The organism is uncultured Eubacterium sp., from assembly GCF_945980375.1.
GTDB lineage: Bacteria > Bacillota > Clostridia > Oscillospirales > Acutalibacteraceae > Eubacterium_R.
Genome location: NZ_CAMFQO010000006.1, coordinates 45,763 through 69,214 on the forward strand (window position 1 = coordinate 45,763; position 23,452 = coordinate 69,214).

The following is a 23,452-nucleotide window of genomic DNA, read 5'->3' on the forward strand; positions in this document are numbered from 1 at the left end:
GAAAGGAGAATTTGCTGTGGGCGACAGATATAAAAGTACAAGAACGGTCATTGCTGTTTTGCTTGCGCTTGCTGTGCTTGTTGGCTTTGTTGCGGATTTGTACAACATCCAGATAAAAAACAACGAGCTTTATGTTGCTCAAAGCAATGCTGTCCAAACCTATACCGTATCAATAGAGGCGGCTCGAGGAGAGATTGTTGACCGTAACGGTAACGTTCTTGTAACTAACAGAAAGGGCAACAGCATTATTCTTGATGCTGCCTACTTTCCAAGTGCAAAGGATAACGATGCACGTAACGCCATTATTCTAAATCTTATTAACCTCTTTAATAAAAATAAAGAGGAATATGTTCACAATCTTCCTCTCAAGCTTGGAAAAAACGGCAAGATAAAATTCTTTACCAAAAAGGACGATAAGGAATACGAGTCTGCCATAAGAATTATGAAAAGCAAGGATATGTTCAATCTTCAGTCGTATGCAACCGCACAGAACTGCTTTGACGCAATGGTTGAAAAATACGGACTTGAGAAATATGATGTTAAAACCGCACTTGCAATCGGCAATATCAGATATGAGCTTACAAGGTGCTTGTTTTCGGTTTCGAATCCCGTAACCATTGCAGATGATGTTAAGGACAAAACCGTTGCTCAAATTAAGGAGGATAGGCAAGGCTTCTTGGGTGCAGACGTTCAGGTTGTTGCTTATCGCTCATATACCGACCCGACCCTTGCCGCTCACATTATAGGAACGGTACGAAAGATTAATGCCGAGGAATATGCCGAGCTGAAGGATGAGGGCTACGGAATAAACGATGAAATCGGTGAGTCGGGCATTGAAAAGGCATGCGAGGCTGATTTGCGCGGTATTCCGGGGGAAAAAACCATTACCATTGATACGCAGGGAAATGTTACCGAAACCATTACAAAGGAGCCTGTTCAGGGTGACACAATAGTTCTCACCATCGACAAGGATATGCAAAAGATTGCCGAAAACAAGCTGCGGGCTATTTGTATTAAAACCTCCGGCATTGCAACCGGTGCGGTTGTTGTAGAGGATGTTCACAGCGGAGAAATACTAACAGCCGCAAACTATCCTACATTTAATTTGAACGAATATTACAGCGATTATCAAAAGCTTGCCTCAAGCAGTAAGAAGCCATTGTACAACCGATTTGCAATGGGTGCGTTTGCTCCCGGATCAACCTTTAAGCCTTTGATGTCGGTTGCCGGTCTTGAGGAGGGCGTTATTACGGACGACACTTATTTTTACTGCAACAAGTATTTTAAGATTTCCGATATGACCTTCAAGTGCACCGGCACTCACGGAGGGGTAAATGTTGAGGATGCGCTTCAACATTCATGCAATGTATTTTATTACAACACTGCAAAGCTTCTTGGTATTGACCGTATGAATAAGTACGGAAAGATGTTTGGCCTTGGTCAAAAAACAGGCGTGGAAATTCCGGAGTCAAAGGGTATTATGGCAGGACCGGAATACAGAAAAAGATTTGATATGACCTGGCGACCGGGTGATACCATCCAATGTGCCATCGGTCAGTCTGATAATTTGCTTACTCCGCTTCAGCTTGCAAACTATTGTGCAGTTATCGCAAACGGAGGTACTCGCTATAAGCTTCATTTTGTTAAATCAAAGATTTCATCGGATACCGGAGCAGTTAACGAAACGGGCATAACCGTTGAAGAGGAAACGGGTATCAGCGAAAAAACATTCAAAACCGTTCGTGAAGGTATGCGCAGGGTTTCTCTGTATGGCGGACCGAACAGAATATTCAATAAGCTTAAGGTTAAAACCGCTTGTAAAACGGGTACATCACAGGTAGTTGTTAACGGCGTAAAGCACAATAACGGCTTTCTTATTACCTATGCTCCTTATGATAACCCGGAAATAAGCATCGGCTCTGCCATTGAAACGGCAGGCTCAGGTTCTTCAACCGCAGAAATCACCGCGTCGATTATAGATTACTATTACAGCAACAATGACAAAGAGGAAAAGGCGCAGAAGGATTCTGTACTTTTGTAAAAAAAATCTTGAAAAAATCTTCCAATAGTTGTAATATGTTATTATATTACTATATATTAGAAAAGGTAGGTTAGGGAGTATGAATATAGCACTTATAGCACACGATGCAAAAAAAGAATTGTTAGTTCAGTTTTGTATTGCATATTGCGGTATTATCAGCCGTCACGATGTTTGTGCAACCGGCACAACAGGCAAGCTTGTTAAGGAAGCAACCGGTCTTGATATTAATTGCTTTTTGAGTGGCTCTCAGGGTGGAGGCCAGCAGATCGCGAGCCGTATTGCCTGCAACGAAATCGACCTTTTAATTTTCTTTAGAGACCCACTTAATCCAAAGCCTCACGAGCCAAACGACAACGATTTGTTGCGCCTTTGCGATGTTCATAATATACCTTTTGCAACAAATATTGCCACAGCGGAGGCTCTTATCAGAGGCGTTGAGCGCGGTGACTTTGAGTGGAGAGAAATTGTTAATCCACGATATAATCAAAAATAAACTGCTTTGTGAGGTGGAAGTTTTCTTCCACCTCAATAACTGTATATAGGAGAGAAAATATGGCACTTATTACAAAAGCAATAAAGGGCACAAAGGATGTTTTGCCATCAGAGTCCTACAAAAATCAATACATAGAGGCAACCTGTCTCGGCGTTGCCGAAAATTTTGGATATAAAGAAATGAGAACACCTGTTTTTGAGCATACCGAATTGTTCCAAAGAGGTGTCGGCGATACAACCGATGTTGTTCAAAAGGAGATGTACACCTTTGATGACAAGGGCGGTCGTTCAATTACCTTGCGTCCCGAGGGTACAGCAGGTGCGGCAAGGTCATTTTTGGAAAACGGTTTGTCAAACGAAGCATTGCCGCAGAAGATTTGTTATCTTACGTCGTGTTACAGATACGAAAAGCCGCAGACGGGTAGGCTTCGTGAGTTCCACCAGTTCGGTATAGAATGCTTTGGTGCAGCGTCACCGCTTGCAGATGCCGAGATGATTGCACTTGCAAAGCAAATTTTTGATGAGCTCGGCGTTAAGGATTTGCACCTCGAGATTAATTCTATCGGTTGTCCAAAGTGCCGTGCGGAATATCACAAGGCACTCAAGGAATACTTTACATCAAGGATAGATGAGCTTTGCGATACCTGTCGTGACCGTCTTGATAGAAATCCTATGAGGATTTTGGATTGCAAAAGTCCGGTTTGCAGCGAGATTGCCAAGGATGCACCTGTTGTTCTTGATTATCTTTGCGACGAGTGCAGGGAGCATTTTGAAAAAACAAAAAGCTATCTTGACGCTTCAAACATTGAGTATATCGTTAATCCTCAAATTGTAAGAGGTCTTGATTATTACACAAAAACCGTGTTTGAATTTGTGTCCGATTCTATCGGCTCGCAGGGAACTGTATGCGGTGGCGGAAGATATGACGGGCTTATTGAGGAGCTTGGCGGTCAGCACACTCCGTCGCTTGGCTTCGGTATGGGGCTTGAAAGATTACAGCTTGTTATGGAGGCACAGGGATGCGAATTTCCTGAGCCGTCACGCCCTGATTTGTTTATCGTTGCTATGGGCGACAAGGCAACACTTAAGGCTATTGAAATTGCAAAGGATATGCGCGATGAGGGTTACAGCGTTGTTTATGACCTTAACGGCAGGTCCTTAAGGGCACAGATGAAGTATGCCGACAAGTGCAATGCAAAGTATAATGTTGTTATCGGCGACAATGAGGTAGATACAAAAACTGCAATTCTTAAGGATATGGCTACGGGTGAGCAAAGCGAAATCAGCCTTGAAACCTTTGTTTCCGGCTATTACAGCATTACTCTTGACAGTCAGCTTAAGGATTTGGAAATCAACGGCGAGGCCTTTGATTTTAATTCACTGTTTCTCGGAGGGCAAAATGATGACTAATTCAATTAAGGGTATGAAGCGTACCGATTATTGTGCAAGATTTGATATTAATAATGTCGGACAAACTATTACCGTTTTCGGTTGGGTACAGCGTCAAAGAGATTTGGGCAACCTCATTTTTATTGACCTGCGTGACAGAACAGGAATAATCCAGCTTTCGTTTAATGACCAAACCGACAGAGAGATTTTTGCAGCCGCACAGTCTGTAAGAAGTGAATTTGTTGTTGCCGCTACGGGTGTTGTTGCAGAAAGAGAAAGCAAGAATAAGGATATCCCGACAGGTGATATTGAGATTATCGTAACAGATTTTCGTATCGTTTCAAAGGCAAAAACTCCTCCCTTCGAAATTGAAAAGAGCGAGAAGGTTGGCGACGAAACCACGCTCAAGTACAGATACCTTAATCTGCGTAACGAAAAGCTTACAAAGAATATTCTTATGCGCCATAAGATTGCAAAAATCGCAAGAGAGTATTTTTATGATAATGATTTTATCGAGATTGAGACACCTATGATGATTAAGTCAACACCTGAGGGTGCGCGTGACTATGTTGTTCCGTCTCGTATTCACAACGGCAAGTTTTACGCTTTGCCACAGTCACCGCAGATATATAAGCAGCTTACAATGATTGCAGGCTTTGACAGATACATTCAGCTTGCGCGTTGCTTTAGGGACGAGGATTTGCGTGCCGACCGTCAGCCTGAGTTTACTCAAATTGACCTTGAGATGAGCTTTGTTGACTGTGATGATATTATGGATATGGCAGAGGGCTTTATCTCAAGGCTTATGAAGGAAACGATTAATGTTGAGATAGATGCACCGCTTCCTCGTATGACCTTTGCCGATGCTATGAACAAGTACGGCTCAGATAAGCCTGATACCCGTTTTGATATGCTTATTGAGGACATTTCCGATTGGGCAGACAAAACCGATTTTGTTGTGTTTAAGAGCGCTATTGCTGACGGTGGTGCCGTTAAGGCTATCGTTGCAAGAAATGCCGCTTCTGTTTATACAAGAAAGAAGATTGACAAGCTTACCGAATATGCAAAGGGTATCGGTGCAAAGGGTCTTGCTTATATCCGTTGGGCAGACGAGGAGCCAAACTGCTCCTTTGCAAAGTTCCTTAAGGACGGCGAACTGGAAGCTCTTATTGAACAGCTTGGTGCACAGCAGGGAGACGTTGTGTTTATCGTCAGCGACAAGACACGCAAGGCTCTTACAATTATGGGTGGTCTTCGTCTTACGGTTGCCAAGGAGCTTGATATTATCCCTGAGGGCAAGTGGAATTATCTGTGGATTACAGAAATGCCTTTCTTTGAAATGGATGAGGACACGGGCGAGTGGGTTGCCGCTCACCATCCGTTTACTATGCCTATGGAGGAGAGTATTCAGTACCTTGATACCGACAAATCAAAGGTAAAGGCACAGGCGTTTGACCTTGTTCTTAACGGCACAGAGCTTTCATCGGGCTCAATGAGAATTACTGATTGTGAGCTTCAAACAAAGATGTTTGAGCTTTTGGGTATGGAGCAGGAGGAAATCGACGCAAAGTTCGGCTTCCTTGTAGATGCTTATCATTACGCGGCACCACCTCACGGCGGTATGGGTATAGGACTTGACAGACTTGCAATGCTCATCTGCGGTGCAGATTCATTGCGTGATGTTGTTGCGTTCCCTAAAGTACAAAATGCAAGCGAGCTTATGAGCGGTGCTCCGTCGTATATTGATAATATTCAGCTTGATGAACTCGGAATTGACTTAAAGGCGAGTGAAAATAATGAGTGATAATTACAACTTTTTTGCAATGGTCAATAGAATGAAATATATTGACCGTTGGGCATTGATGCCAAATACTCAAAAGGAAAATATTGCAGAGCACAGCCACAGCGTTGCAGTAATTGCTCATGCTCTTGCACTTATCGGCAAAAGGGAATTCGGTAAGGATTATGATGAAAATCGTGTTGCCGTGCTTGCCTTGTACCACGATACAACAGAGGTTATTACCGGTGATATGCCAACACCTGTTAAGTATTATAATGACGAGATAAAGAGCGTGTATAAGAAAATTGAGTCTGTCGCAGGACAGCGACTGCTTTCTATGCTACCTGATGAATACAAGGCTGATTATGAGCCAATGTTTGAGCATAGCGAGGAGGATAGGGAGCTTTGGCTATTGGTTAAGGCTGCTGATAAAATCAGTGCTCTTATCAAATGTATTGAGGAAAACAGAATGGGCAATAGGGAATTTGATATTGCCCTTAAGGCACAGGAGCAAAAAATTGCCGATATAGATATCCCGGAGGTAAAATTCTTCTCCGAGCATTTTTTGAAATCGTATTATTTAACTCTCGACGAGCATACAAAATAAAAAACTTGGATGTGATTTTTCGCATCCAAGTTTTTTATTTTGGGTTATTCCTATGCGGACAATCATATGCAGTGCATCCGCCGCACCCGCCTGCACAGCCCTTTTTCTTTTTCATTTTAATAATTGCAAGAGTAATTGAAATTGTAAGAATTATCAGCACAATAATTGTGCCTTTGTTTTGTATTATAAAATCTATCATAGCACATCTCCGTCCACTTTTATGGTAATCAAAAGCGGAGTAATTGTCAACTTATTTTTAACATTTTGCTTATTGTGTTGACAAGCAGGGACAAAAAATATATAGTAATTTTATATTAAAGGTTCAGGAGAATATTATGAAATGTAAAAATTGCGGTGCAGGGGTAGAGAAGGACTCAAGCATCTGTACAAACTGTGGAGCAGTGGTTAATAAGGATTCTGATTACGTACTGCTCACCAATCAGGATAACGTTTTTCAGGATGTATATTCCAACAGGGATAACAACAGAAAAAGAAAGCCCAAGCCGATTACAAGAGCAATGCTTGTTTTGATTTCCCTTGCTGTAATTATCGGGTCGGGTGTAGCATCATATTTTGTGTTTTACGGTATAGAAAGTATGAGGGACAAGCCGGAGCTTTCGTTTACATCGGGTACAGGCGTCATCAATGATGATGAGCAGGTGCTTTATGTCGGAATTGACGATTCATCTGTTGTTGAGTTCATTCAGGGCGTAAATCTTTACGACGGCGAGGTAAACGAAAAGAATGTAAAAAAGGCACAGCTTATCTCAAGCGATTACGAGTATTCCCAAAATGTTGAGAAAACCTTTAGGTGCATTTTCTTCGATATGGACAAGCTTAATCTTGATGAAAAAGCCGATTATACCTACACCTTTGAAATGAAGTATTCGTTTGTAGGTGATGATAATTGGTATACCTACTATCAAACCGTTAACTTTAAGGGCAGCACAAACACCGATGCGAGCGATATAATCTTTGACCACTCGCTTGATCAAAAGCTTGAGGAAACAACAACTCCGTATGAGTCGGAGGAAAACGGCGATGTAAGCGATGTTGCTTATCTGTATGATAGCTATTGGTACACAAAGCCGTATACAGCGGATGATACACGCAGTATTTCGGCGTTTAAGTTTACAAGTGACGGCAAATTTACCTCTACAGACTATGTTAAGGTTGGGGATGAAAGCTGGGAGGTAAGCACAAATTCAGGCGAGTTCAGCATTGACGGTAACACGCTTAAAATCAAAACGGCTGACGGCGAGGAGGATGAGTTTACTCTTGACAAAAAGAACAAAACCATCTCACAGGGCAGCAACAAGCTAACCTCCAGAAAGTACAACAGCACAAAGAATGCCGAGGATTTCTTCGGAATATAAAAACAAACCGTTCTTAAGCAACCCTTAAGAACGGTTTTTCTTTTGAAATAATTATTTCTTAAATATTTTCTTTTTGATATTCGGTAGCAGGATTTCTTCAATCTTTTTTCGCTCAAGATATGCTACTACTCCTAAATATACAAGCATTCCCACCCAGCGAATTATCGGTTTGTCTAATAACAAATAGAATAATGCACAGGCAATCAAAACCTCAATTAAAGGAAGGATAAAGCTTTTTATATGCAAGACCTCGGGATTAAGCGTTTTTGAGTATATGCTGTGTAAAATAAAGATTACAAAATAGGCAATTACTGTTGTGAACGCGGCGGCAACATATCCCAATTTTGGTATTAGTAAAAAGTTTAATCCAACATTTATCACGGCTGCAACAACAGTCAACAAGGTAATTTGTGTTGATTTTTTGTAGAAATGCTCAAGGTTTGAATATCGTGTGTATAAAAAGTATAAGAAGTTTGCCAATACAATCAACGGAATAATTTTTATTCCTTCCCAATATGGCTTTGATGCCAAAATTTTTAGCAGCTCCGGTGATACAATTATCAGACAGCACATTATGTATGTTATGAATCTTGTGTAATCGTTTGTGACAGAATTGATTTCCTTGTGCTTTTTTTCAGCTAAGCTGTTCATAAACCAAGGCATCCACACTCCGTCAAATGAAATATATATTGCATAAGCTATTGAGCCAAAGCTGTATACAAGGCTGTAAATACCTGATTGTGAAGAATCGGCAAGCCATGTTATCATTATTCTGTCAGAATTGGAAAGTATGCTGAGGGTGGCACCGTGAACAATTAACGGTAAAGAAATTTTCAAGCCGTGCTTAAGAAATTCTCGGTTTATTCCGCCTTTTTTTACATATGCTATTACAATTATTACTGCAAATACCATCCATGTAATTGCGTCTGTAAAAATTCTACCGTAGTAAAGCTTGCTGTCCAACACAAATTTTATGATTATCATCGATACGCAAACCGAAAGAAGATTTGGTAAAATCATAAGAAGCGTTCGCTTTACATACTGATATTTCATCATTAGGTAATAGCTTATATCATCTAATATTGCAATTGAGGTTGCGTGAAGAAGAAGCATTACTATCAAAAACAGAGGTATGCTTATATTAAATATTTTAACAACACAACAGGCTAAAAGAACTATTACTGCAGTTGATATAAGCGTAAATTTTAATATCGTGGAAAGATATTCTCCTGTTTTGTCCTTGTAATCAACAAATGAATTGTAAATGCCCATATGCAGGGCATAGCCCATAATCATTACCGCTATTCCTATCCAAGATTGATAGGTATTAATAATTCCGTAATCGCTTGTGGACAGCAATCTTGTAAAAATAGGTACAGACAAAAAGGCAATGCCTTTGTTAAAGAAATTGCCTATTAGATATAATGTAGATGCATTTTTTAGTTTACTGTTGTCCATTTTATAATATGCTCATTCGTTTTTTACCGTATAATTTTCGGATATAAAGTTAACTTTATAGTTCTGTTCAAGCTTTAATCCTCTAAAACTCTTTTCAAAGCCTCAATCTTACCCTTGCCGTATTTGAGGTCGGGCTCCATATATGCACCCTCGCCCCATTCGTTCCAGGAATTTAGGAACAAAATGCGGTGCTCGGGTTCCTTTTCTTTAACAACATCAATTGCGTTGTGTGCCAATTTTTCAAACGCTTTAGGTGTATTGTTGTAGTAGATTGTTGCCTTTCTTCCCGAGCGAGGAGAACGGTCCCATCCGGATAAAAGCTGTGGATAAACATCCTCGCGTTTGTCAGAGGGACTGTATATGTTTTCTGCAATTTTGGTATAATCATATTTTTCAATAACACTTCCGGGTGCTATTCGTCTTAATATTGCAAAAAGCATCCTCCTTGCAAAGCCTCGTGCTTTTACCTCTGCGTATTTTTGACCGATTGTGCAGACGGCATCAACACCGAGTGCCTTAATGCTGTCTATAGTTTTGTCAACTGTATTGTCAAGATTCTTGATGGATTCCATGTTAATTTGGTCTAATGATTCAATTACTCCCACAAAATGAAATTCCGGTATACCATTTTCTCTTGCAAGAGAGTTCCACTTTTCCTTAAAACGCTCAAAGCTTGGGAATAAGTAAGGAGATATAACAACAAAAAGGAGCTTGCCGTCAACCTTAATGTATCTTTCGTCCTTAAAGGCGTCGAGTAATCTGTAAAAATGTCTTTCATCGTCCTCTTCGCCGGGGAATGTTTGCTTAAAAATTGTTGTATCCTTGGCAAGAGCATTGCCCTTTTCCCATGTCTTTGTTGTCCAATCATGAACAGCCCAGCCTACGCAAAACGGATAGTTGGGGCTTTTTGTTTTTACAACCTCATCAAATGGCATTTGCAGGGTTTCCACACCGTTGCCAAACCAATAGTGCCAATAGCAAAAGCCTTCAATTCCGGCTTCCTTTGCGAGTTGAGCCTGTTGCTCTCTGATTTCAGGCAGTCTTAAATCGTAAAAGCCTAAATCTGCAGGGATTCTTGGTTGATAGTGGTTACGGAACAGGGGAGTAGCCTTTGCAACATTTGTCCATTCGGTAAAGCCCTTGCCCCAATATTTATCATTTTCGGGAGTTGGATGAAACTGCGGTAAATATAATGCAATTACTCTTGCTTTACTCATTAATGATTCTCCTTACTGAATTTTTTCCTTTTTAGGAAATTCATGTATTGATGTAATTAATCCTAAGAACAGGTAGGACACCATTGATGACGGATGGAAAAATGCAGACGATGCACTTGTCGAAATTAAGTCATACAAAATGAGGGACATTGCAATCCAGAAAAAGTACAAATCTGTTTTTCTGCTCTTAATAATGTAGAAAATCATACTGAACAGCGCAATTATAAATGCAATGAATCCGAAAATACCTGTTTGTGTATATACAATAGGCCAGAAGGTGTCACTTAAGGCATTGCCTTCAACCTCGTCTAATCCGGTTCCGTACATATTGTAATATCCAAGAAAAATATATAGCTTGGAATAAAATGCTGACGCAATATACGAGGCAAATGTACCAAAGCCGGTACCTAACGGAAAATACTGTTTTGCAAGGTATAAGCCGTCCCTTGTTAAAAGAGCTCTTGCACATTGGTCGTGCTCTATGTAATAGAATACGAAAGAGTCATATCCAAAGTATCCAATACCTGCCGCGCCTGCAAGTGCAATAGGTGTAATACTTTTAAGCCTAAGCTTAAAGAAGTAAATATACATTACAAACAGGATGAATACACATACAAATGACTTTGTTCGGAAGGAAAGGAACATTACCACCGTAAGCATCATAATGTAGTAGATGTTGTGCTTGAAATATCTATAATTGTAGCACAAAACAAGGATAAGCGAAAAACATACACGTGATAAATATTCAGGATGTCCGAAGCCTAAGGTGATGGATTCTGTAAAATATCTGAAATCTGCAACAGGGAACCACGGTGTCATAAACGCATCGTGAAGTGCTAAAACGAATAAAACCACCGCAAATATTTTACATACGTTGTTTAGCGAAAAGAAATACTTTTCCGTCAATTTATCCTTTGTTAAAATTCTCGTTGACAGATAGTAAATGAAGAATTTAGCACAGGTGAATGCGTCAACAAGCGTTGGTCCGACGCCTTGAATTTTGGATGCAAATCCCGATATCAAGCCTATCAGCTCAAATATTACAAGCGCTATCAGCATAATACGTTCAAATCTTAACAGCGTTAATTGTTGTATTGATTTTACAATTGCAAGCACAGCAAGAATAACCGCAATAATCTCATCGGAATATGAAATCAATGTGTTTATTGCGCTGACATTTATATATGTATTTAATACCGGTTGAAAAATCAGATATACGAAAAGTACCTTCCATATGTTGATTTTTTTCAAAGAAATAGTCATAAAAAATATGTCCTTTTGAAATTCTACGGTTAAGACATAACCTTATTGTAAATTTTAATTAACTCGATGTAGTAGCTGTCAGGGGAGTAGTAGCTTTCATAAAGCTCTCTTGATTTTTGTGCAAAGCGGTTTACTTTATCGTCGTTATCAAGCATAAGCATAAGCTTTTCCTTAAGTTCATTAATGTCGTCGGCTTTGTAGAGGTATCCGTTTTCACCGTCTGCAATAAGCTCCGGAATACCGCCTATTCTGCTTGCCACTATCGGCTTGCCGATTTCCATTGCTTCTAATACCGAATAAGGACAGTTCTCGTTACAAATTGAAGGGATAACAACAAACCGTGAATTTGTAATGTATTTATGGATGCTGTCTTGGTTTTGGTATCCGAGTAGGGTGATTCTGCCATCAAGCTTATGCTCACTTATGTAGGCCTCAATTCTCTCTCTTTCAGGTCCGTCACCGGCAATTAAGAGCTTGGCATCAGGTATATCACCGATTGCTTCAATCAGGTTGAGAATACCTTTTTCCTTTGATAACCGTCCAAGGTAAAACGCATAGTCGCCAAGCACATATTCATTGCGCTCGCTTTCGTTAACAAAATTGTGCAGGGTAACGATCTCATTGTATTTCAGCTTTCCGTTTACAAGCTGATTTTTGTTAAACTCACTTGGTGAGATAATACAATCAATTTTTCTAAACACCTTGTGAATATCGTAATATTTCTTTTCCATAACACCCAAGGTGCTTTTAAGTGTTGAGCCCTTTACGCATTTTTTCTTAATGCACTGCGAATATCCCTTTGTGATGCAATCATCGCAAACCTCACCGTTGTAAAGCATAATGCTTGCAGGGCATATGGGGTTTAGGTCGTGCGCAGTCATAACAATAGGGATGTTCTTTTCCTTAATTGCATCAATGATTGATGCAGAAAGCTGGCGCTGAAAATTGTTGATGTGAACAATGTCAGGCTTGAATTCCTCCAAAGCCTTTGCCATAAGTCTTTTGTTTTCCTGCGAATAAATAACATCAAGCGCCTTAAGCTTTGAGCCTGTGTTTAGGTCAATTTCCTCAACAAAATATTCTGCGTCGCCTGTTGTAATGTTTTCCTCGTGCTTCATAGAGAAAAAGCCAACGGTGTGCCCCTTGCTTTTAAGCAGCTGTGCAAGCTCAAAATAATATTTTTCGCTTCCGCCTCGCAGATAGTGAAATTTGTTAACTAATAAAATTCTCATTGAAACACCCCGTTATTTTAATGGCTTCAAGGCTTTGTCCTTTTCTGAAAGGATGAGCTCCATTCCGTCAGGAATAGGCCATTCTATATTAATGGTAGGATCATTATATGCAATTCCGCATTCATCATTTGGGTGAAAGAAATCATCAACCTTGTAGCAGAATTCCGCATAATCGCTTAATACAAGAAAGCCGTGCGCAAAGCCCTTCGGTATTAAGAATTGTTTTTTGTTGCTTTCGGTTAACTCTACTCCGTACCACTTTAGATAGGTGGGACTTTCTTCTCTCATATCAACAGCAACATCAAAAACAGAACCCTTAATAACCCTAACAAGCTTTGTCTGCGGATAATTTATCTGTCTGTGAAGTCCTCGAAGAACACCCTTAATAGAGGCTGATTGATTATCCTGAACAAATTTAATATTTATTCCGGCTTCTTTCATATCGTTTTCATTATAGGTTTCCATAAAATAACCGCGATTATCGCCGTGAACAGCAGGTGTGATAACGCACAGCCCTTCTATACCGCCTACATTTTTTTTAACCGAAATTTGTCCCATTAATATCCTATCTCCTTAAGGTATCTTGCCAAGGCATCCTGCCACGTGGGCAGGGGAGTAAATCCGTTTTGTAAAAGCTTGCTTTTGTCCAGCCTGCTGTTAAATGGTCTTTTAGCCTTAGATATACCGTATTGCGCAGTGGAAACAGGCTCAACCTGTGTTGAATATCCTGCCTGTGCATATATTTCCTTCGCAAAGTCAAACCAACTGATGTATCCGCCTTCGTTTGTGGCATGATAGTAGCCGTATTTTTCGGTTTCTATCATATCAACAAGCAGTCGCGCCAAGTCATATGTGTAGGTTGGTGTGCCGATTTGGTCGTTAACAACCGTAACTGTGTCGTGCGTCTTTCCTACATTCAGCATGGTCTTTATAAAGTTTTTTCCGTTAACTCCGAAAACCCATGCAATACGAACAATAAAGTATTTATCAAGAGTGCCTGCTACTGCCAATTCACCCTCAAGCTTTGTTTGACCGTATACATTAAGCGGAACATAATCCTTGCAGTCTGCCTGCCAAGGTTCATTTCCCTGACCGTCGAATACATAATCTGTGCTTATGTATATCATCTTGCAATCAAGCGCCCTGCAGGATTGTGCAATGTATTTTGTTCCGTAGGCATTAACAGCCCTTACTGTGTCAATGTTTTCTGCCTCTTCAGCAAGGTCAACCGCTGTCCATGCCGCACAGTGTATTACTGCATCGGGTTTTGCTTTACCGATTACATCATCAACACATTTCTTGTCGGTAATATCCATTTCATCAATGTCAACACCGACAGCATTGTGCCCTCTTTTTGTTAGCTCGTTCACAACATCATGTCCAAGCTGTCCGTTTACTCCGGTTACTAATACCTTCATTATCTGTTACCGTACATTTTATCGTAGTATTCCTGATATTCGCCTGATATGATGCTCTCCCACCATTCTCTGTTATCAAGATACCAAGCGATTGTTTTCTTTATCCCGTCAGCAAACATCGTTTCGGGAAGCCATCCAAGCTCGTTGTGAATTTTTGTCGGGTCGATAGCATAACGCATATCGTGTCCCTTCCTATCGGCAACATAAGTGATTAACTCCTCGCTTTTGCCAAGCTCCTTGCATATAAGCTTAACGATGTCGATGTTTTTCATTTCGTTGTGACCGCCGATATTGTAAACCTCTCCGACTCTTCCCTTATGGATTATCAAATCAATGGCCTTGCAATGATCCTCAACATAAAGCCAATCTCTAACATTAAGCCCTTCGCCGTAAACGGGGAGAGGCTTATCGTTGAGTGCATTGGCAATCATAAGAGGAATAAGCTTTTCCGGAAAGTGATACGGACCGTAATTGTTAGAGCAACGGCTGATTGTTACCGGCAAGCCGTATGTTCTGTAATAAGCAAGAACCAACAAATCTGCTCCTGCCTTTGATGAGCTGTACGGTGATGAGGTGTGAATCGGTGTTTCCTCTGTGAAAAATAAATCAGGTCTGTCAAGCGGCAAATCGCCGTATACCTCATCGGTTGAAACCTGATGATATCTTTGGATACCGTATTTTCGACAGGCATCCATAAGCACCTGTGTGCCGAGGATGTTTGTTTTAAGAAAAATGCCGGGATCCTCAATGGAACGGTCAACATGCGACTCTGCCGCAAAATTCACAACAATATCGGGATGCTCCTCCTCAAACAGCCCTTCAACAGCCTTGCTGTCACAAATATCTGCTTTTACAAATCTAAATTGAGGGTTGTCCATAACAGGAGCAAGAGTTGACAAATTGCCTGCATATGTAAGCTTGTCAAGGCAAACAATTCTGTATTCGGGGTGCTTGTTGAGCATATAAAAAATAAAGTTTGAGCCAATAAAACCGGCACCGCCTGTAACGATAATTGTCATATGCCAAGCACCTCCATCTCGTCATTTTCGGCAATTCCCTTTAGGTACTTGCCATAGTCTGACTTGCCGTATTTCTTTGCCGATTCAATAAGCCTTGCCTTGTCAATCCAACTCTTTCGCCATGCAATTTCCTCCGGTGCAGAAATACGAATACCTTGTTGACTTTGGATAGTTTTTACAAAGTTTGCGGCTTCAATAAGGCTGTCCATTGTTCCTGTGTCAAGCCAGGCAAAGCCTCGTCCGAGAAGCTTTACATCAAGCTCTTTGTTTTCAAGATAAATTTTGTTTAGGTCGGTGATTTCGAGTTCACCTCGATGCGACGGTTTAAGTGCCTTCGCATATTCAATACAACGATTGTCATAAACGTACAGACCTGTAATTGCCCAAGTGGATTTAGGATTTTTAGGCTTTTCTTCAATTGAGAGCACCTTGCCGGTTTTGTCAAATTCAACTACACCAAAGCGCTCGGGGTCTTCAACGTGATAGCCAAATACTGTTGCTCTGTGGTTTTCCTCGGCATTTTTCTTTGCCTCGGCAAGAATTTTTCCAAATCCTGCACCGTAAAAAATATTATCACCAAGAACCATTGCACAGCAGTCATCACCGATAAAGTCCTCGCCGAGAGTAAATGCCTGAGCGAGTCCGTCAGGAGATGGCTGAACCTTATATGTCAGCTTGATTCCGTATTGACTGCCGTCGCCGAGCAGCCTTTGAAAATTCGGCAAATCGGTAGGGGTCGAAATAATGAGAATGTCATTAATACCTGCAAGCATAAGAGTGCTGAGCGGATAATAAATCATAGGCTTGTCGTATATAGGCAACAGCTGCTTTGATGTTACCATTGTTAATGGGTAGAGCCTTGTGCCGCTACCACCTGCTAAAATGATGCCCTTCATATTTGCTCCTTAATTTTTTAATTCTCTGTATATGCTTGCAACCTTGTTTGCGATTGATTTCCAATTGTATTGTGAAAGGTCGTATTTTACCTCTGTATAATCCAAATTGATAGCCTTTTTCATTTTTTCTGCAAGGGTGTTGTAATCTCCTGCAGGGAAATATGCCCCCTTGCCCAAGTCAATCATTCTTGTTGCAGAAATATCACTTGCCAACAGATTCAGACCGTAGCTCATTGCCTCAAGCATAACAAGAGGGAAGCCCTCGTTGTTTGATGCAAGAACATACAGCCTTGCGTTTTTGTAAAGCTGTGCAAGACGTTCTCCGTCTGCAAAGCCTGTAAATACAACGCTGTCATCTGTTACAAGGCTGTCCAGCTCCTTCTTGTATGAGTCCTCAAATTCAACTCCGCCGACAATGGCAAGCTTGTACTCGTTGTTTAATCCGGATTTGTAAAAAGCTTTGATTAATGTATCAAAGCCTTTTTCGGGTGTAATTCTTCCGACGGACAAAATGTATTTTTGCTTTTGCAGATGGTTTTCTTCAAGAAAGCTTGTATCCTCTGTGTCTGTCGGGGGATTTACTCCATTTGGAATATAGCAGGATTTTGCAATAATCTTGCTTGGATATTTGCCCATTTGCTCCTTGTTTACAAATATAACTCTGTCGGAATATTTTAGCGCAAAATGCTCGCACATTTTAAGCACCAGCTTTTCGGGCTTGCTCCATTTCTTGTGCTCGTAGTTGGCACTGTGATATGTAAGCACAACCTTTTGACCGAAAAGCTTCAAAATAGGGGCAAACATGGCAGGACCGATGTTGTGAATATGCACAACATCGGGCTTCGTTTTAATTGCGTAAATTGAAGAGATAAAGGAATGAAATGTTGCTTCAAGGCCTCGTTTTTCTGTATTTTTAATATCTACAAAGTTTATGTTAGGATATTTCTTGCTGTCGGTAACAAATGATTTTCTTCTGCACACATCAAAGCAAATATCCTGTGGCATATTAGGGTAAAGGCTTTCGCAGTGCTTCTCGACACCGCCCTGCATACCCGGAAAACCTCTTGTTCCAAAAACACAAACCTTCATCGCAATCACTTAAAAATATATTTGCTTACCAACAAATATCCTTTCCCTTAGAAATTCTGATTTTATTTTTGAGTATCCACATAACAGGAACCCAAGGGCGTCTGACCATATCGTGTCTTTCTGTTACGATAAATGCGCAGTTTCTCTTACATTCGGCAATCTTCTTTTCAGCCTCTTTGGCTTTTTCGGAATTCATTATGTTTTCAAAGGAATCCTCTTTGATATTGCCTATGATCCACTCTTCGCCTGAACCGTTGCAAGGTGTAACGTTACCCCAAGGGTCGACAAAGAAAAAGTCCTTCAATGCTCCGCAAGGCGGACGATAGCCAAAGTCGTCGCCTCTTAATCTGCGGTGAATACTCTTGTTAAAGTATGCTCTGCCATAGTCCTTGAGCCTGCCCTTAAGGGTTCTTCTTTTTGATGTCAAAAGAGCCTTAACAAAATCCTCGTGAGCAGCAAGAGCCTCATCGCTTGTGATTTGATTATCTTCCTTGTGGAAGTACCAAGAGTTATGTACAACAGAGTTGCCAAGCTCAACATCAAGAGCAACACAAAGCTCATAGAGGTGAACGAGATCCTGATAGTTGTCAGGAGAGATAACTACTGAAAAACCGATGTTCTTGCATTTTGTCTTTTTAAGTTCAAGCATTGTTCTTAATGCGTGATCGAATCCGTCCTTAAGGCCTCGCTTTTCATCATTAAGCTTTGGTAAGCCTTCAACGCTGACTCTGATAAGAATGTTAGGATATTTGTTTGCAAGCTCAACAATTTTTTCAGTGTTGTAGCCGTTAGTGCTTAATTCAAGAAGCTTTGAACGATGATACAGGTTTTCAAAAATATCATCAATATCCTTTCTTAACGTAGCCTCGCCGCCGGTAATGTTAATTCTTAATCCGTCGGGGAGGGTTTCGTAATAATGATAGTCAAGCTCTTCCTTTGGATTGGTAGGGCATTGCCAAATGTTACACATATTGCAACGGGCATTGCAACGGAATGTAGTAATAAGACTGCCCTGCATAGTTGTATTATCTTTTTTCATAGTTATCACCAAATCTGTTACGTGTTATTTTAGAATATTATTCTATTCGGCTCCTTCGTGGGTTAGCACAACCTTAACTGTTTTAAGCAGAATTTGCAAATCAAGAAGCAAATTCCAATTGTCGATGTATTCGCAGTCAAGCTTTACAACCTCTTCAAAGTCAACGATGTCCGATCTACCGCTGACCTGCCACATTCCCGTAATTCCGGGGCGCATTGAAAGTCGCCTTTTATGTCTGCTTTCGTATTGCTCAAATTCCTTGACGGTAGGGGGCCTTGTTCCCACAAGACTCATATCACCCTTTAGCACATTAAAGAATTGCGGAAGCTCGTCAATGCTGAGCTTTCTGATAACCTTGCCAACCTTTGTAATTCTTGGGTCGTTATCCATTTTGAACATAAAGCCGTCCATTTTGTTGTGCTTCATAAGCTCTGCCTTACGAGCCTCTGCGTCCTTGTACATAGAACGAAGCTTGTACATATTGAACAGCCTTCCGTTCATTCCCACACGCTCCTGCTTAAAGAAGAGCGGTCCGGGAGATTCAAGCAAAAGGGGAATTGCCGTTATTGCAATGATAGGTATGGAAAGAATTATTCCGACCAATGCACCCACAATGTCAACAAAACGCTTTACGGCAAGCTGTGTGCTGTTATGTACGGCAGCGGAAAATGTTGCAAGCGGATAGCCTGAATATATTTTGCAATTGATGTTGTTAAAGTTGCTTTCGTCAACAAGGTTGTCAAGCGTGGGAACATTGAGATGAACCGTAACGCCCATACCCTCAAGCTCCTCAACTATTTCAAAAACATCACTGCTTTCGCTGTACGGCAGGTTAATGAAAACCTCATCAAGAGTAGTTTTCCTAATCCAGTCAATAAAGCGAATGTCGGTTGCAATAACAGGAACATCCTGTGCGACAACATGCGGAAACTTTATTCTCTTTTTTGTAGAAATGATTGAGTTTGTATATTCGGAACCGAATTCAAAGTTCCTGTCATATGTAAATCTGCCGTTTTCAACAAAGTTGTCAAGCAAAGCTACGCCGGTAATGTTTATTGACCAGTCTTTCTTTAGACCGGTTATAAACTCCTCGGCTCTGTCCTTTGTTGTAAGTACACCTACATATGATGTGATTTTTGCCTTTGATAAGCCGTATTCGCCGGTAAGCCACCTTTTAAGGTAGTATCTTCCGGTAATTGTAAATACAAAGAATAGGATAAACGATATGCCTATCATTGTTCTCTGCTCGAGCAACGGATTCTTTATAATTGCCAGAAGCGCTGTGAACATAAGGAATACGAGAATGTCGTTTTTTATTGTGTTGATAAACTCGGCAATCTTGTTTCGTTCCTTAATGTTAACGCTTGTGTGAAATCCAAAGTAGCTGATAAAGAATGCTAAAAGGTTACAAATAATGTACTTAACCCACAATTCAGCACCCTCATCGCCAGAGATTTTTCCTAAAGCAAATCTTACAAACACATAGGATATTGCGATTGATAGAATTAACGAAACAAAGTCAATCGCAAGCTCCATCCAAAATTGAGTTCTTGCCTTTTTTTCCATTAAAAAATCACCAAATGTTATTTGCTGTTTTTGCCACCGTATGAATAGTTGTAGTTGTAGAAATAGTGTCTGCTGTATTTTCTGTAATAAGAATAATACCTCTTTGTTTCACTGTTAACATCGTTGACGATAAAGCCGATGATGTTTGCATCAATACCCTTAAGGGAGTCCACCGTAGTTTTAAGCTCAGGAACATTTGTTGAGTCTGTTTTTACAATGAGGATGTATTTGGTACCCTTTTGAGCAAAAACAGTTGCGTCCGTAACAATGTTAACGGGAGGTGTGTCAATAAATACACAGTCGTAATGCTCTCTGACGAAATCCAAAAGCTTATCCATTCTCGGAGAAGAGAGAAGCTCGGTAGGATTTGGAGGAATTTTACCCGATGTAAGGATTGAAAGATTTTCAATTCCTGTTTTTGTAACCGTGATGTTGTCCGTAAGACCTGCAAGGATTTCAGACAGGCCGTTTCTTGAGCTGAGCGAGAAAAGCTTGTGAAGAGAAGGATTTCTCATATCGGCATCAATGATAAGTGTCTTTTTACCCATCTGTGCAAAGTTGATTGCAAGGTTTGCAGAGTTAATGGTTTTACCGTTATTTGCTGTTGGACTTGTAACAACAAATATTGGGCATTTTTCGCCCTGCTGGGTGAAAAGAAGATTTGTTCTGATTGAGTTATATGCTTCCTTAACTGCGAAGGATGAATTTGCACTTATAAGCTTTGCATTGTCTACTGAAGAAAAAGAACGCTTTGATTTTTTATTTTTCCTGAACATCATTACTTTTCATCTCCCTTCGCATTTTGAATGTTTTCAAGGATTTCATCGCTTGGCTTTAGCGTGAAACTGCTGTCTGTTTTTTTGTTAACTGTTTTAGTGCCTGATGCCTTTGCCTCCTTGTTAACAGATGGCATTTCTGCTTCAAGGTTCGGTACGGTACCCAAAACAGGGAACTCAAATTCACCGACAATATCTCTTTCACTTGTGATTGTTGTGTCAAAGAATTCATAAATGAAGAAGAACAGGAATGAAAGAACAAATGAGCCAACAGCTGCAATTATCAAATTCTTCACAAGATTAGGTGATGACGGGCTTGTAGGCACCTTTGCGTAGTCGATGATTTCAACGCCACCGGCTTTAACTACTCTGACAATTTCCTTTGGTGCAATCTTTGCAATAGAGTTTGCTATCTGTGCAGACAGCTTTCTGTCCGGTGTGGTGACGGTAACCTCAAATGCAACGGTTTTTTCAGCCTTGCTTGCAGAAATTGTACCCTTGAGCTGATTGGGTGTCATATTTATGTCAAGGTCTTCAATTACAGCCTCAAGCACGGTATCACTTTGAAGAATGTAGATGTATGTATTGATAAGCTCCTGTGATGCATCAAGCTCCTGAGAGGAAATTGATGAGTCAGATGTAATTCTGTCTGTGTTGGAATACACATACATTTTTACGGTAGCGGAGTATTTCGGCTCCATCGCAAATTGTGTGATAAGCCCCATTACTATTGTTGCCATAATTGTAAAAACAGCGATTAATATGAACTTATCTCGCATTTTATAGATAATTTTACCAATGTCAATTTCCAATTCATCTTTTTTGTTTTCGTTGTTTTGATCCATATAAGAGTAACCTCCAAATAAATATTAAAATGTCAATTTATATAATATCACCTGTATGCCGTAAAGTCAATTATATATTATAATATAATTAATAAATTAACATGTAGTTTACAAAATAAATAAGCAGGAGCCAAAAACCGCTCCTGCCTCAAGTATTTATTTATGCTTTTATGCTTACCGTAAAGCTTGTGCCGACACCAATTTCGCTTTGCACGGTGATGCTGCTGTTTGTCAAATCGACGATTCGTTTAACAAGTGCAAGCCCAAGTCCGTTGCCCTTTTCGCTATGCGAGGTGTCGCCCTGGTAAAACTTTTCAAAAATATGCTTTTTTGTTTCCTCACTCATTCCGCATCCGGAATCGCTGACTGTAACAAGTATATTTCCGTTTTTTCTTTCAAGCACAACGCCGATTGTTCCCCTCGGTTGAGTAAACTTGATTGCATTTGAAAAAAGATTTGTCCAAACAAGCTTTAACAGCTCCTCGTCAGAGCATATGTAAACATCATCCTCAACCTGAAAATCGATGTTCAGTTCTTTTTCCTCCCACAGATTTTCAAAATCAAGAAGACAATGCGAAAGCTGTGAGGAAAGGTTAAATCTATCGGATTTAACCGTTGTTTGACTGTTTTCTATTTTGTTTAGCTTGAGAATGTTTGCGACAAGTGACGATAACTGTTGTGTCGATTCCGAAATCTTTTTTAGGTACTTTTGCCGTTCTTCCTCGCTCAACTGTGTATCCTGAAGCATTTCTGTGTATGATTGAATAACTGCAAGGGGAGTTTTAAGCTCGTGAGAAACATTTGCAATGAAATCGTTGCTTAAGCTGTCAACCTTGCCAAGCTGCTCCACCATCGTGTTAAAGTTTTCAGCAATATTCATAAATTCAAGACTGCCCAAACGAATTTGATCCATATCAAGCCTGATTGAATAATCACCCTGAATAACCTTTTCACTTGCATTTGAGAATTCTCTGGTAGGCTTTTCAATTATCAGACGTGTAAATACCAACTGCCATACTGTAAAAACTACCACAAGAACCGATGAAAAATACAGCAAATCATCAATATCCTTAGATGTAATCAGCGTTGAAATAATTTCGGGATTGGTTGTGCTTAACACAGCGATGGTACCAAGTGATGCAAAGCAAACAAGAAGTGCCGTAAACATAAAGGCGTTTATGACATTTCTTATGTGGTATTTGGATTTGATTTTTGTTTTAATACCGTGTTTGCTTTTAATGCTCATATTTTTCATTGATAACAACCTTGTATCCCAAGCCGTGAACGGTAACTATTTCAAACTCCTTGCAAACGGAAAATTTGCCTCGAAGCTTTGTCATATACACGTCAACGGTTCTTGTGCCGGATGTTGTGTCAGAGCCCCAAAATTCATCCATAAGCTGTGTGCGTGAGAATGTCTTTTTTGGGTAAGACAGCATCTTGTAAATGATATTGAATTCTCTTGAGGTAAGGTTGATTTCCTCACCGTCATACAATACGGTTCGCTCATCGGCATTGAGGTCAAGCTTGCCGATGGTAATGCGCTTTTTCTGTGCAATTCTTGCACGACGCAGCAGGGCATTAATTCTCATAACAAGCTCCTCAAGATTAACCGGCTTTACCATATAATCGTCAATACCAAGGCTGAAGCCGAGCTGCTTTGATGCAAGGTCGTCCCTTGCGGTTATGAACATAATAGGGATGTTTGTACTGAGGTTACGGATTTTCTTTGCAAATTCAAATCCGTCCTCATCCGGCATCATAATGTCAGATACAATAAGGTCATGGACGTTATTGTAAAGCGCGCTGTAAGCCTGTGTTGTATTGTAGCATCCGTCGGCATCAAAGCCGTTTTTTCTTAAATATGTGCAGACAGCTTCGTTGAGGTCTGCATCATCCTCAACAACCAAAATTCTAAACATAGGTCGTTTGTCTCCTTTTGCATCAGC

22 protein-coding genes are annotated in these 23,452 nt (G+C 40.4%); 6 read left to right on the forward strand and 16 right to left on the reverse strand.

The window, feature by feature from the left end; genetic code table 11:
• Positions 1 to 16: 16 nt before the first annotated feature.
• The 5 genes from Q0P34_RS03300 to yfbR all read left to right on the forward strand — a co-directional run bounded on the left by Q0P34_RS03300 (position 17) and on the right by yfbR (position 6,309).
• Positions 17 to 2,041: a penicillin-binding transpeptidase domain-containing protein gene (locus tag Q0P34_RS03300; RefSeq protein WP_294952846.1), complete on the forward strand. Its 2,025-nt coding sequence runs from the start codon at positions 17 to 19 to the stop codon at positions 2,039 to 2,041.
• Positions 2,042 to 2,120: 79 nt separating this feature from the next.
• Positions 2,121 to 2,534: a methylglyoxal synthase gene (locus Q0P34_RS03305; protein ID WP_178668465.1), complete on the forward strand. Its 414-nt coding sequence runs from the start codon at positions 2,121 to 2,123 to the stop codon at positions 2,532 to 2,534.
• A 59-nt stretch (positions 2,535 to 2,593) separates the two neighbouring features.
• Entirely contained in the window at positions 2,594 to 3,943 is a 1,350-nt protein-coding gene (gene hisS, locus Q0P34_RS03310) for a histidine--tRNA ligase (RefSeq protein WP_294952850.1), read from the forward strand.
• Positions 3,936 to 5,726, forward strand: coding sequence for an aspartate--tRNA ligase (gene aspS, locus Q0P34_RS03315; protein ID WP_294952930.1), 1,791 nt, complete (start codon positions 3,936 to 3,938; stop codon positions 5,724 to 5,726). The genes hisS and aspS overlap by 8 nt, the downstream gene beginning before the upstream one ends.
• Positions 5,719 to 6,309 carry a 5'-deoxynucleotidase gene (yfbR, locus tag Q0P34_RS03320; protein ID WP_294952853.1) on the forward strand — a complete coding sequence of 197 codons (591 nt, stop codon included), beginning with the start codon at positions 5,719 to 5,721 and terminating at the stop codon, positions 6,307 to 6,309. Before aspS ends, yfbR begins: the two co-directional genes overlap by 8 nt.
• 34 nt (positions 6,310 to 6,343) lie before the next feature.
• Here yfbR and Q0P34_RS03325 read toward each other — a convergent pair whose 3' ends face one another.
• Complete coding sequence (locus tag Q0P34_RS03325) at positions 6,344 to 6,508, reverse strand: FeoB-associated Cys-rich membrane protein (protein WP_294952855.1); 165 nt, start codon at positions 6,506 to 6,508, stop codon at positions 6,344 to 6,346.
• Positions 6,509 to 6,644: 136 nt separating this feature from the next.
• On the opposite strand from Q0P34_RS03325, the gene Q0P34_RS03330 reads away from it, so the two are divergent.
• Entirely contained in the window at positions 6,645 to 7,685 is a 1,041-nt protein-coding gene (locus tag Q0P34_RS03330) for a zinc ribbon domain-containing protein (RefSeq protein WP_294952858.1), read from the forward strand.
• A 51-nt stretch (positions 7,686 to 7,736) separates the two neighbouring features.
• Here Q0P34_RS03330 and Q0P34_RS03335 read toward each other — a convergent pair whose 3' ends face one another.
• The 15 genes from Q0P34_RS03335 to Q0P34_RS03405 form a co-directional block, all read right to left on the reverse strand.
• On the reverse strand, positions 7,737 to 9,143 hold the full coding sequence (locus Q0P34_RS03335; RefSeq protein ID WP_294952861.1) for an oligosaccharide flippase family protein: 1,407 nt from the start codon (positions 9,141 to 9,143) through the stop codon (positions 7,737 to 7,739).
• Between the two features lie 74 nt (positions 9,144 to 9,217).
• Positions 9,218 to 10,360: a glycoside hydrolase family 99-like domain-containing protein gene (locus Q0P34_RS03340; protein WP_294952865.1), complete on the reverse strand. Its 1,143-nt coding sequence runs from the start codon at positions 10,358 to 10,360 to the stop codon at positions 9,218 to 9,220.
• 12 nt (positions 10,361 to 10,372) lie between these two features.
• Entirely contained in the window at positions 10,373 to 11,623 is a 1,251-nt protein-coding gene (locus tag Q0P34_RS03345) for a hypothetical protein (protein WP_294952868.1), read from the reverse strand.
• 29 nt (positions 11,624 to 11,652) lie between these two features.
• A complete protein-coding gene (locus Q0P34_RS03350) occupies positions 11,653 to 12,855 on the reverse strand; it encodes a glycosyltransferase family 4 protein (protein WP_294952871.1) in 1,203 nt (400 codons plus the stop codon).
• Positions 12,856 to 12,867: 12 nt separating this feature from the next.
• Positions 12,868 to 13,413 (reverse strand): dTDP-4-dehydrorhamnose 3,5-epimerase, encoded by a 546-nt coding sequence (gene rfbC, locus Q0P34_RS03355; protein WP_294952874.1) that lies wholly within the window; start codon positions 13,411 to 13,413, stop codon positions 12,868 to 12,870.
• The gene (rfbD, locus tag Q0P34_RS03360; RefSeq protein WP_294952877.1) at positions 13,413 to 14,273 is read right to left on the reverse strand and encodes a dTDP-4-dehydrorhamnose reductase; all 861 of its coding nucleotides are present in this window, start codon (positions 14,271 to 14,273) and stop codon (positions 13,413 to 13,415) included. Before rfbD ends, rfbC begins: the two co-directional genes overlap by 1 nt.
• The gene (gene rfbB / locus Q0P34_RS03365) at positions 14,273 to 15,292 is read right to left on the reverse strand and encodes a dTDP-glucose 4,6-dehydratase (protein WP_294952880.1); all 1,020 of its coding nucleotides are present in this window, start codon (positions 15,290 to 15,292) and stop codon (positions 14,273 to 14,275) included. The genes rfbD and rfbB overlap by 1 nt, the downstream gene beginning before the upstream one ends.
• Positions 15,289 to 16,188: a glucose-1-phosphate thymidylyltransferase RfbA gene (rfbA, locus tag Q0P34_RS03370; RefSeq protein ID WP_294952883.1), complete on the reverse strand. Its 900-nt coding sequence runs from the start codon at positions 16,186 to 16,188 to the stop codon at positions 15,289 to 15,291. Before rfbA ends, rfbB begins: the two co-directional genes overlap by 4 nt.
• Before the next feature lie 9 nt (positions 16,189 to 16,197).
• Complete coding sequence (locus Q0P34_RS03375; protein WP_294952886.1) at positions 16,198 to 17,277, reverse strand: glycosyltransferase family 4 protein; 1,080 nt, start codon at positions 17,275 to 17,277, stop codon at positions 16,198 to 16,200.
• 25 nt (positions 17,278 to 17,302) lie between these two features.
• Positions 17,303 to 18,316: a radical SAM protein gene (locus tag Q0P34_RS03380; protein ID WP_294952889.1), complete on the reverse strand. Its 1,014-nt coding sequence runs from the start codon at positions 18,314 to 18,316 to the stop codon at positions 17,303 to 17,305.
• Between the two features lie 42 nt (positions 18,317 to 18,358).
• Positions 18,359 to 19,882 carry a sugar transferase gene (locus Q0P34_RS03385; RefSeq protein WP_294952892.1) on the reverse strand — a complete coding sequence of 508 codons (1,524 nt, stop codon included), beginning with the start codon at positions 19,880 to 19,882 and terminating at the stop codon, positions 18,359 to 18,361.
• A 17-nt stretch (positions 19,883 to 19,899) separates the two neighbouring features.
• Positions 19,900 to 20,661, reverse strand: a complete 762-nt coding sequence (locus Q0P34_RS03390) for a CpsD/CapB family tyrosine-protein kinase (RefSeq protein WP_294952895.1) — start codon at positions 20,659 to 20,661, stop codon at positions 19,900 to 19,902.
• The gene (locus Q0P34_RS03395; RefSeq protein WP_294952898.1) at positions 20,661 to 21,503 is read right to left on the reverse strand and encodes a Wzz/FepE/Etk N-terminal domain-containing protein; all 843 of its coding nucleotides are present in this window, start codon (positions 21,501 to 21,503) and stop codon (positions 20,661 to 20,663) included. Before Q0P34_RS03395 ends, Q0P34_RS03390 begins: the two co-directional genes overlap by 1 nt.
• Positions 21,504 to 21,663: 160 nt before the next feature.
• Positions 21,664 to 22,758 carry a HAMP domain-containing sensor histidine kinase gene (locus tag Q0P34_RS03400; RefSeq protein WP_294952901.1) on the reverse strand — a complete coding sequence of 365 codons (1,095 nt, stop codon included), beginning with the start codon at positions 22,756 to 22,758 and terminating at the stop codon, positions 21,664 to 21,666.
• Entirely contained in the window at positions 22,739 to 23,425 is a 687-nt protein-coding gene (locus Q0P34_RS03405; RefSeq protein WP_294952904.1) for a response regulator transcription factor, read from the reverse strand. The genes Q0P34_RS03400 and Q0P34_RS03405 overlap by 20 nt, the downstream gene beginning before the upstream one ends.
• Between the last annotated feature and the right edge of the window lie 27 nt (positions 23,426 to 23,452).

Excerpts from the sequence above, each read along its gene's own strand:
- rfbD (WP_294952877.1), bottom strand. The coding sequence starts at position 14,273 with ATGAAGGTATTAGTAACCGGAGTAAACGGACAGCTTGGACATGATGTT.
- Q0P34_RS03340 (WP_294952865.1), bottom strand. The coding sequence starts at position 10,360 with ATGAGTAAAGCAAGAGTAATTGCATTATATTTACCGCAGTTTCATCCA.
- Q0P34_RS03385 (WP_294952892.1), bottom strand. The coding sequence starts at position 19,882 with ATGGAAAAAAAGGCAAGAACTCAATTTTGGATGGAGCTTGCGATTGAC.
- Q0P34_RS03400 (WP_294952901.1), bottom strand. The coding sequence starts at position 22,758 with ATGAAAAATATGAGCATTAAAAGCAAACACGGTATTAAAACAAAAATC.
- hisS (WP_294952850.1), top strand. The coding sequence starts at position 2,594 with ATGGCACTTATTACAAAAGCAATAAAGGGCACAAAGGATGTTTTGCCA.
- Q0P34_RS03305 (WP_178668465.1), top strand. The coding sequence starts at position 2,121 with ATGAATATAGCACTTATAGCACACGATGCAAAAAAAGAATTGTTAGTT.
- Q0P34_RS03345 (WP_294952868.1), bottom strand. The coding sequence starts at position 11,623 with ATGACTATTTCTTTGAAAAAAATCAACATATGGAAGGTACTTTTCGTA.
- Q0P34_RS03335 (WP_294952861.1), bottom strand. The coding sequence starts at position 9,143 with ATGGACAACAGTAAACTAAAAAATGCATCTACATTATATCTAATAGGC.
- Q0P34_RS03375 (WP_294952886.1), bottom strand. The coding sequence starts at position 17,277 with ATGAAGGTTTGTGTTTTTGGAACAAGAGGTTTTCCGGGTATGCAGGGC.
- yfbR (WP_294952853.1), top strand. The coding sequence starts at position 5,719 with ATGAGTGATAATTACAACTTTTTTGCAATGGTCAATAGAATGAAATAT.
- rfbA (WP_294952883.1), bottom strand. The coding sequence starts at position 16,188 with ATGAAGGGCATCATTTTAGCAGGTGGTAGCGGCACAAGGCTCTACCCA.
- Q0P34_RS03380 (WP_294952889.1), bottom strand. The coding sequence starts at position 18,316 with ATGAAAAAAGATAATACAACTATGCAGGGCAGTCTTATTACTACATTC.
- Q0P34_RS03350 (WP_294952871.1), bottom strand. The coding sequence starts at position 12,855 with ATGAGAATTTTATTAGTTAACAAATTTCACTATCTGCGAGGCGGAAGC.
- aspS (WP_294952930.1), top strand. The coding sequence starts at position 3,936 with ATGACTAATTCAATTAAGGGTATGAAGCGTACCGATTATTGTGCAAGA.
- Q0P34_RS03330 (WP_294952858.1), top strand. The coding sequence starts at position 6,645 with ATGAAATGTAAAAATTGCGGTGCAGGGGTAGAGAAGGACTCAAGCATC.
- Q0P34_RS03395 (WP_294952898.1), bottom strand. The coding sequence starts at position 21,503 with ATGGATCAAAACAACGAAAACAAAAAAGATGAATTGGAAATTGACATT.
- Q0P34_RS03390 (WP_294952895.1), bottom strand. The coding sequence starts at position 20,661 with ATGATGTTCAGGAAAAATAAAAAATCAAAGCGTTCTTTTTCTTCAGTA.
- Q0P34_RS03325 (WP_294952855.1), bottom strand. The coding sequence starts at position 6,508 with ATGATAGATTTTATAATACAAAACAAAGGCACAATTATTGTGCTGATA.
- Q0P34_RS03405 (WP_294952904.1), bottom strand. The coding sequence starts at position 23,425 with ATGTTTAGAATTTTGGTTGTTGAGGATGATGCAGACCTCAACGAAGCT.
- rfbC (WP_294952874.1), bottom strand. The coding sequence starts at position 13,413 with ATGGGACAAATTTCGGTTAAAAAAAATGTAGGCGGTATAGAAGGGCTG.
- rfbB (WP_294952880.1), bottom strand. The coding sequence starts at position 15,292 with ATGACAATTATCGTTACAGGCGGTGCCGGTTTTATTGGCTCAAACTTT.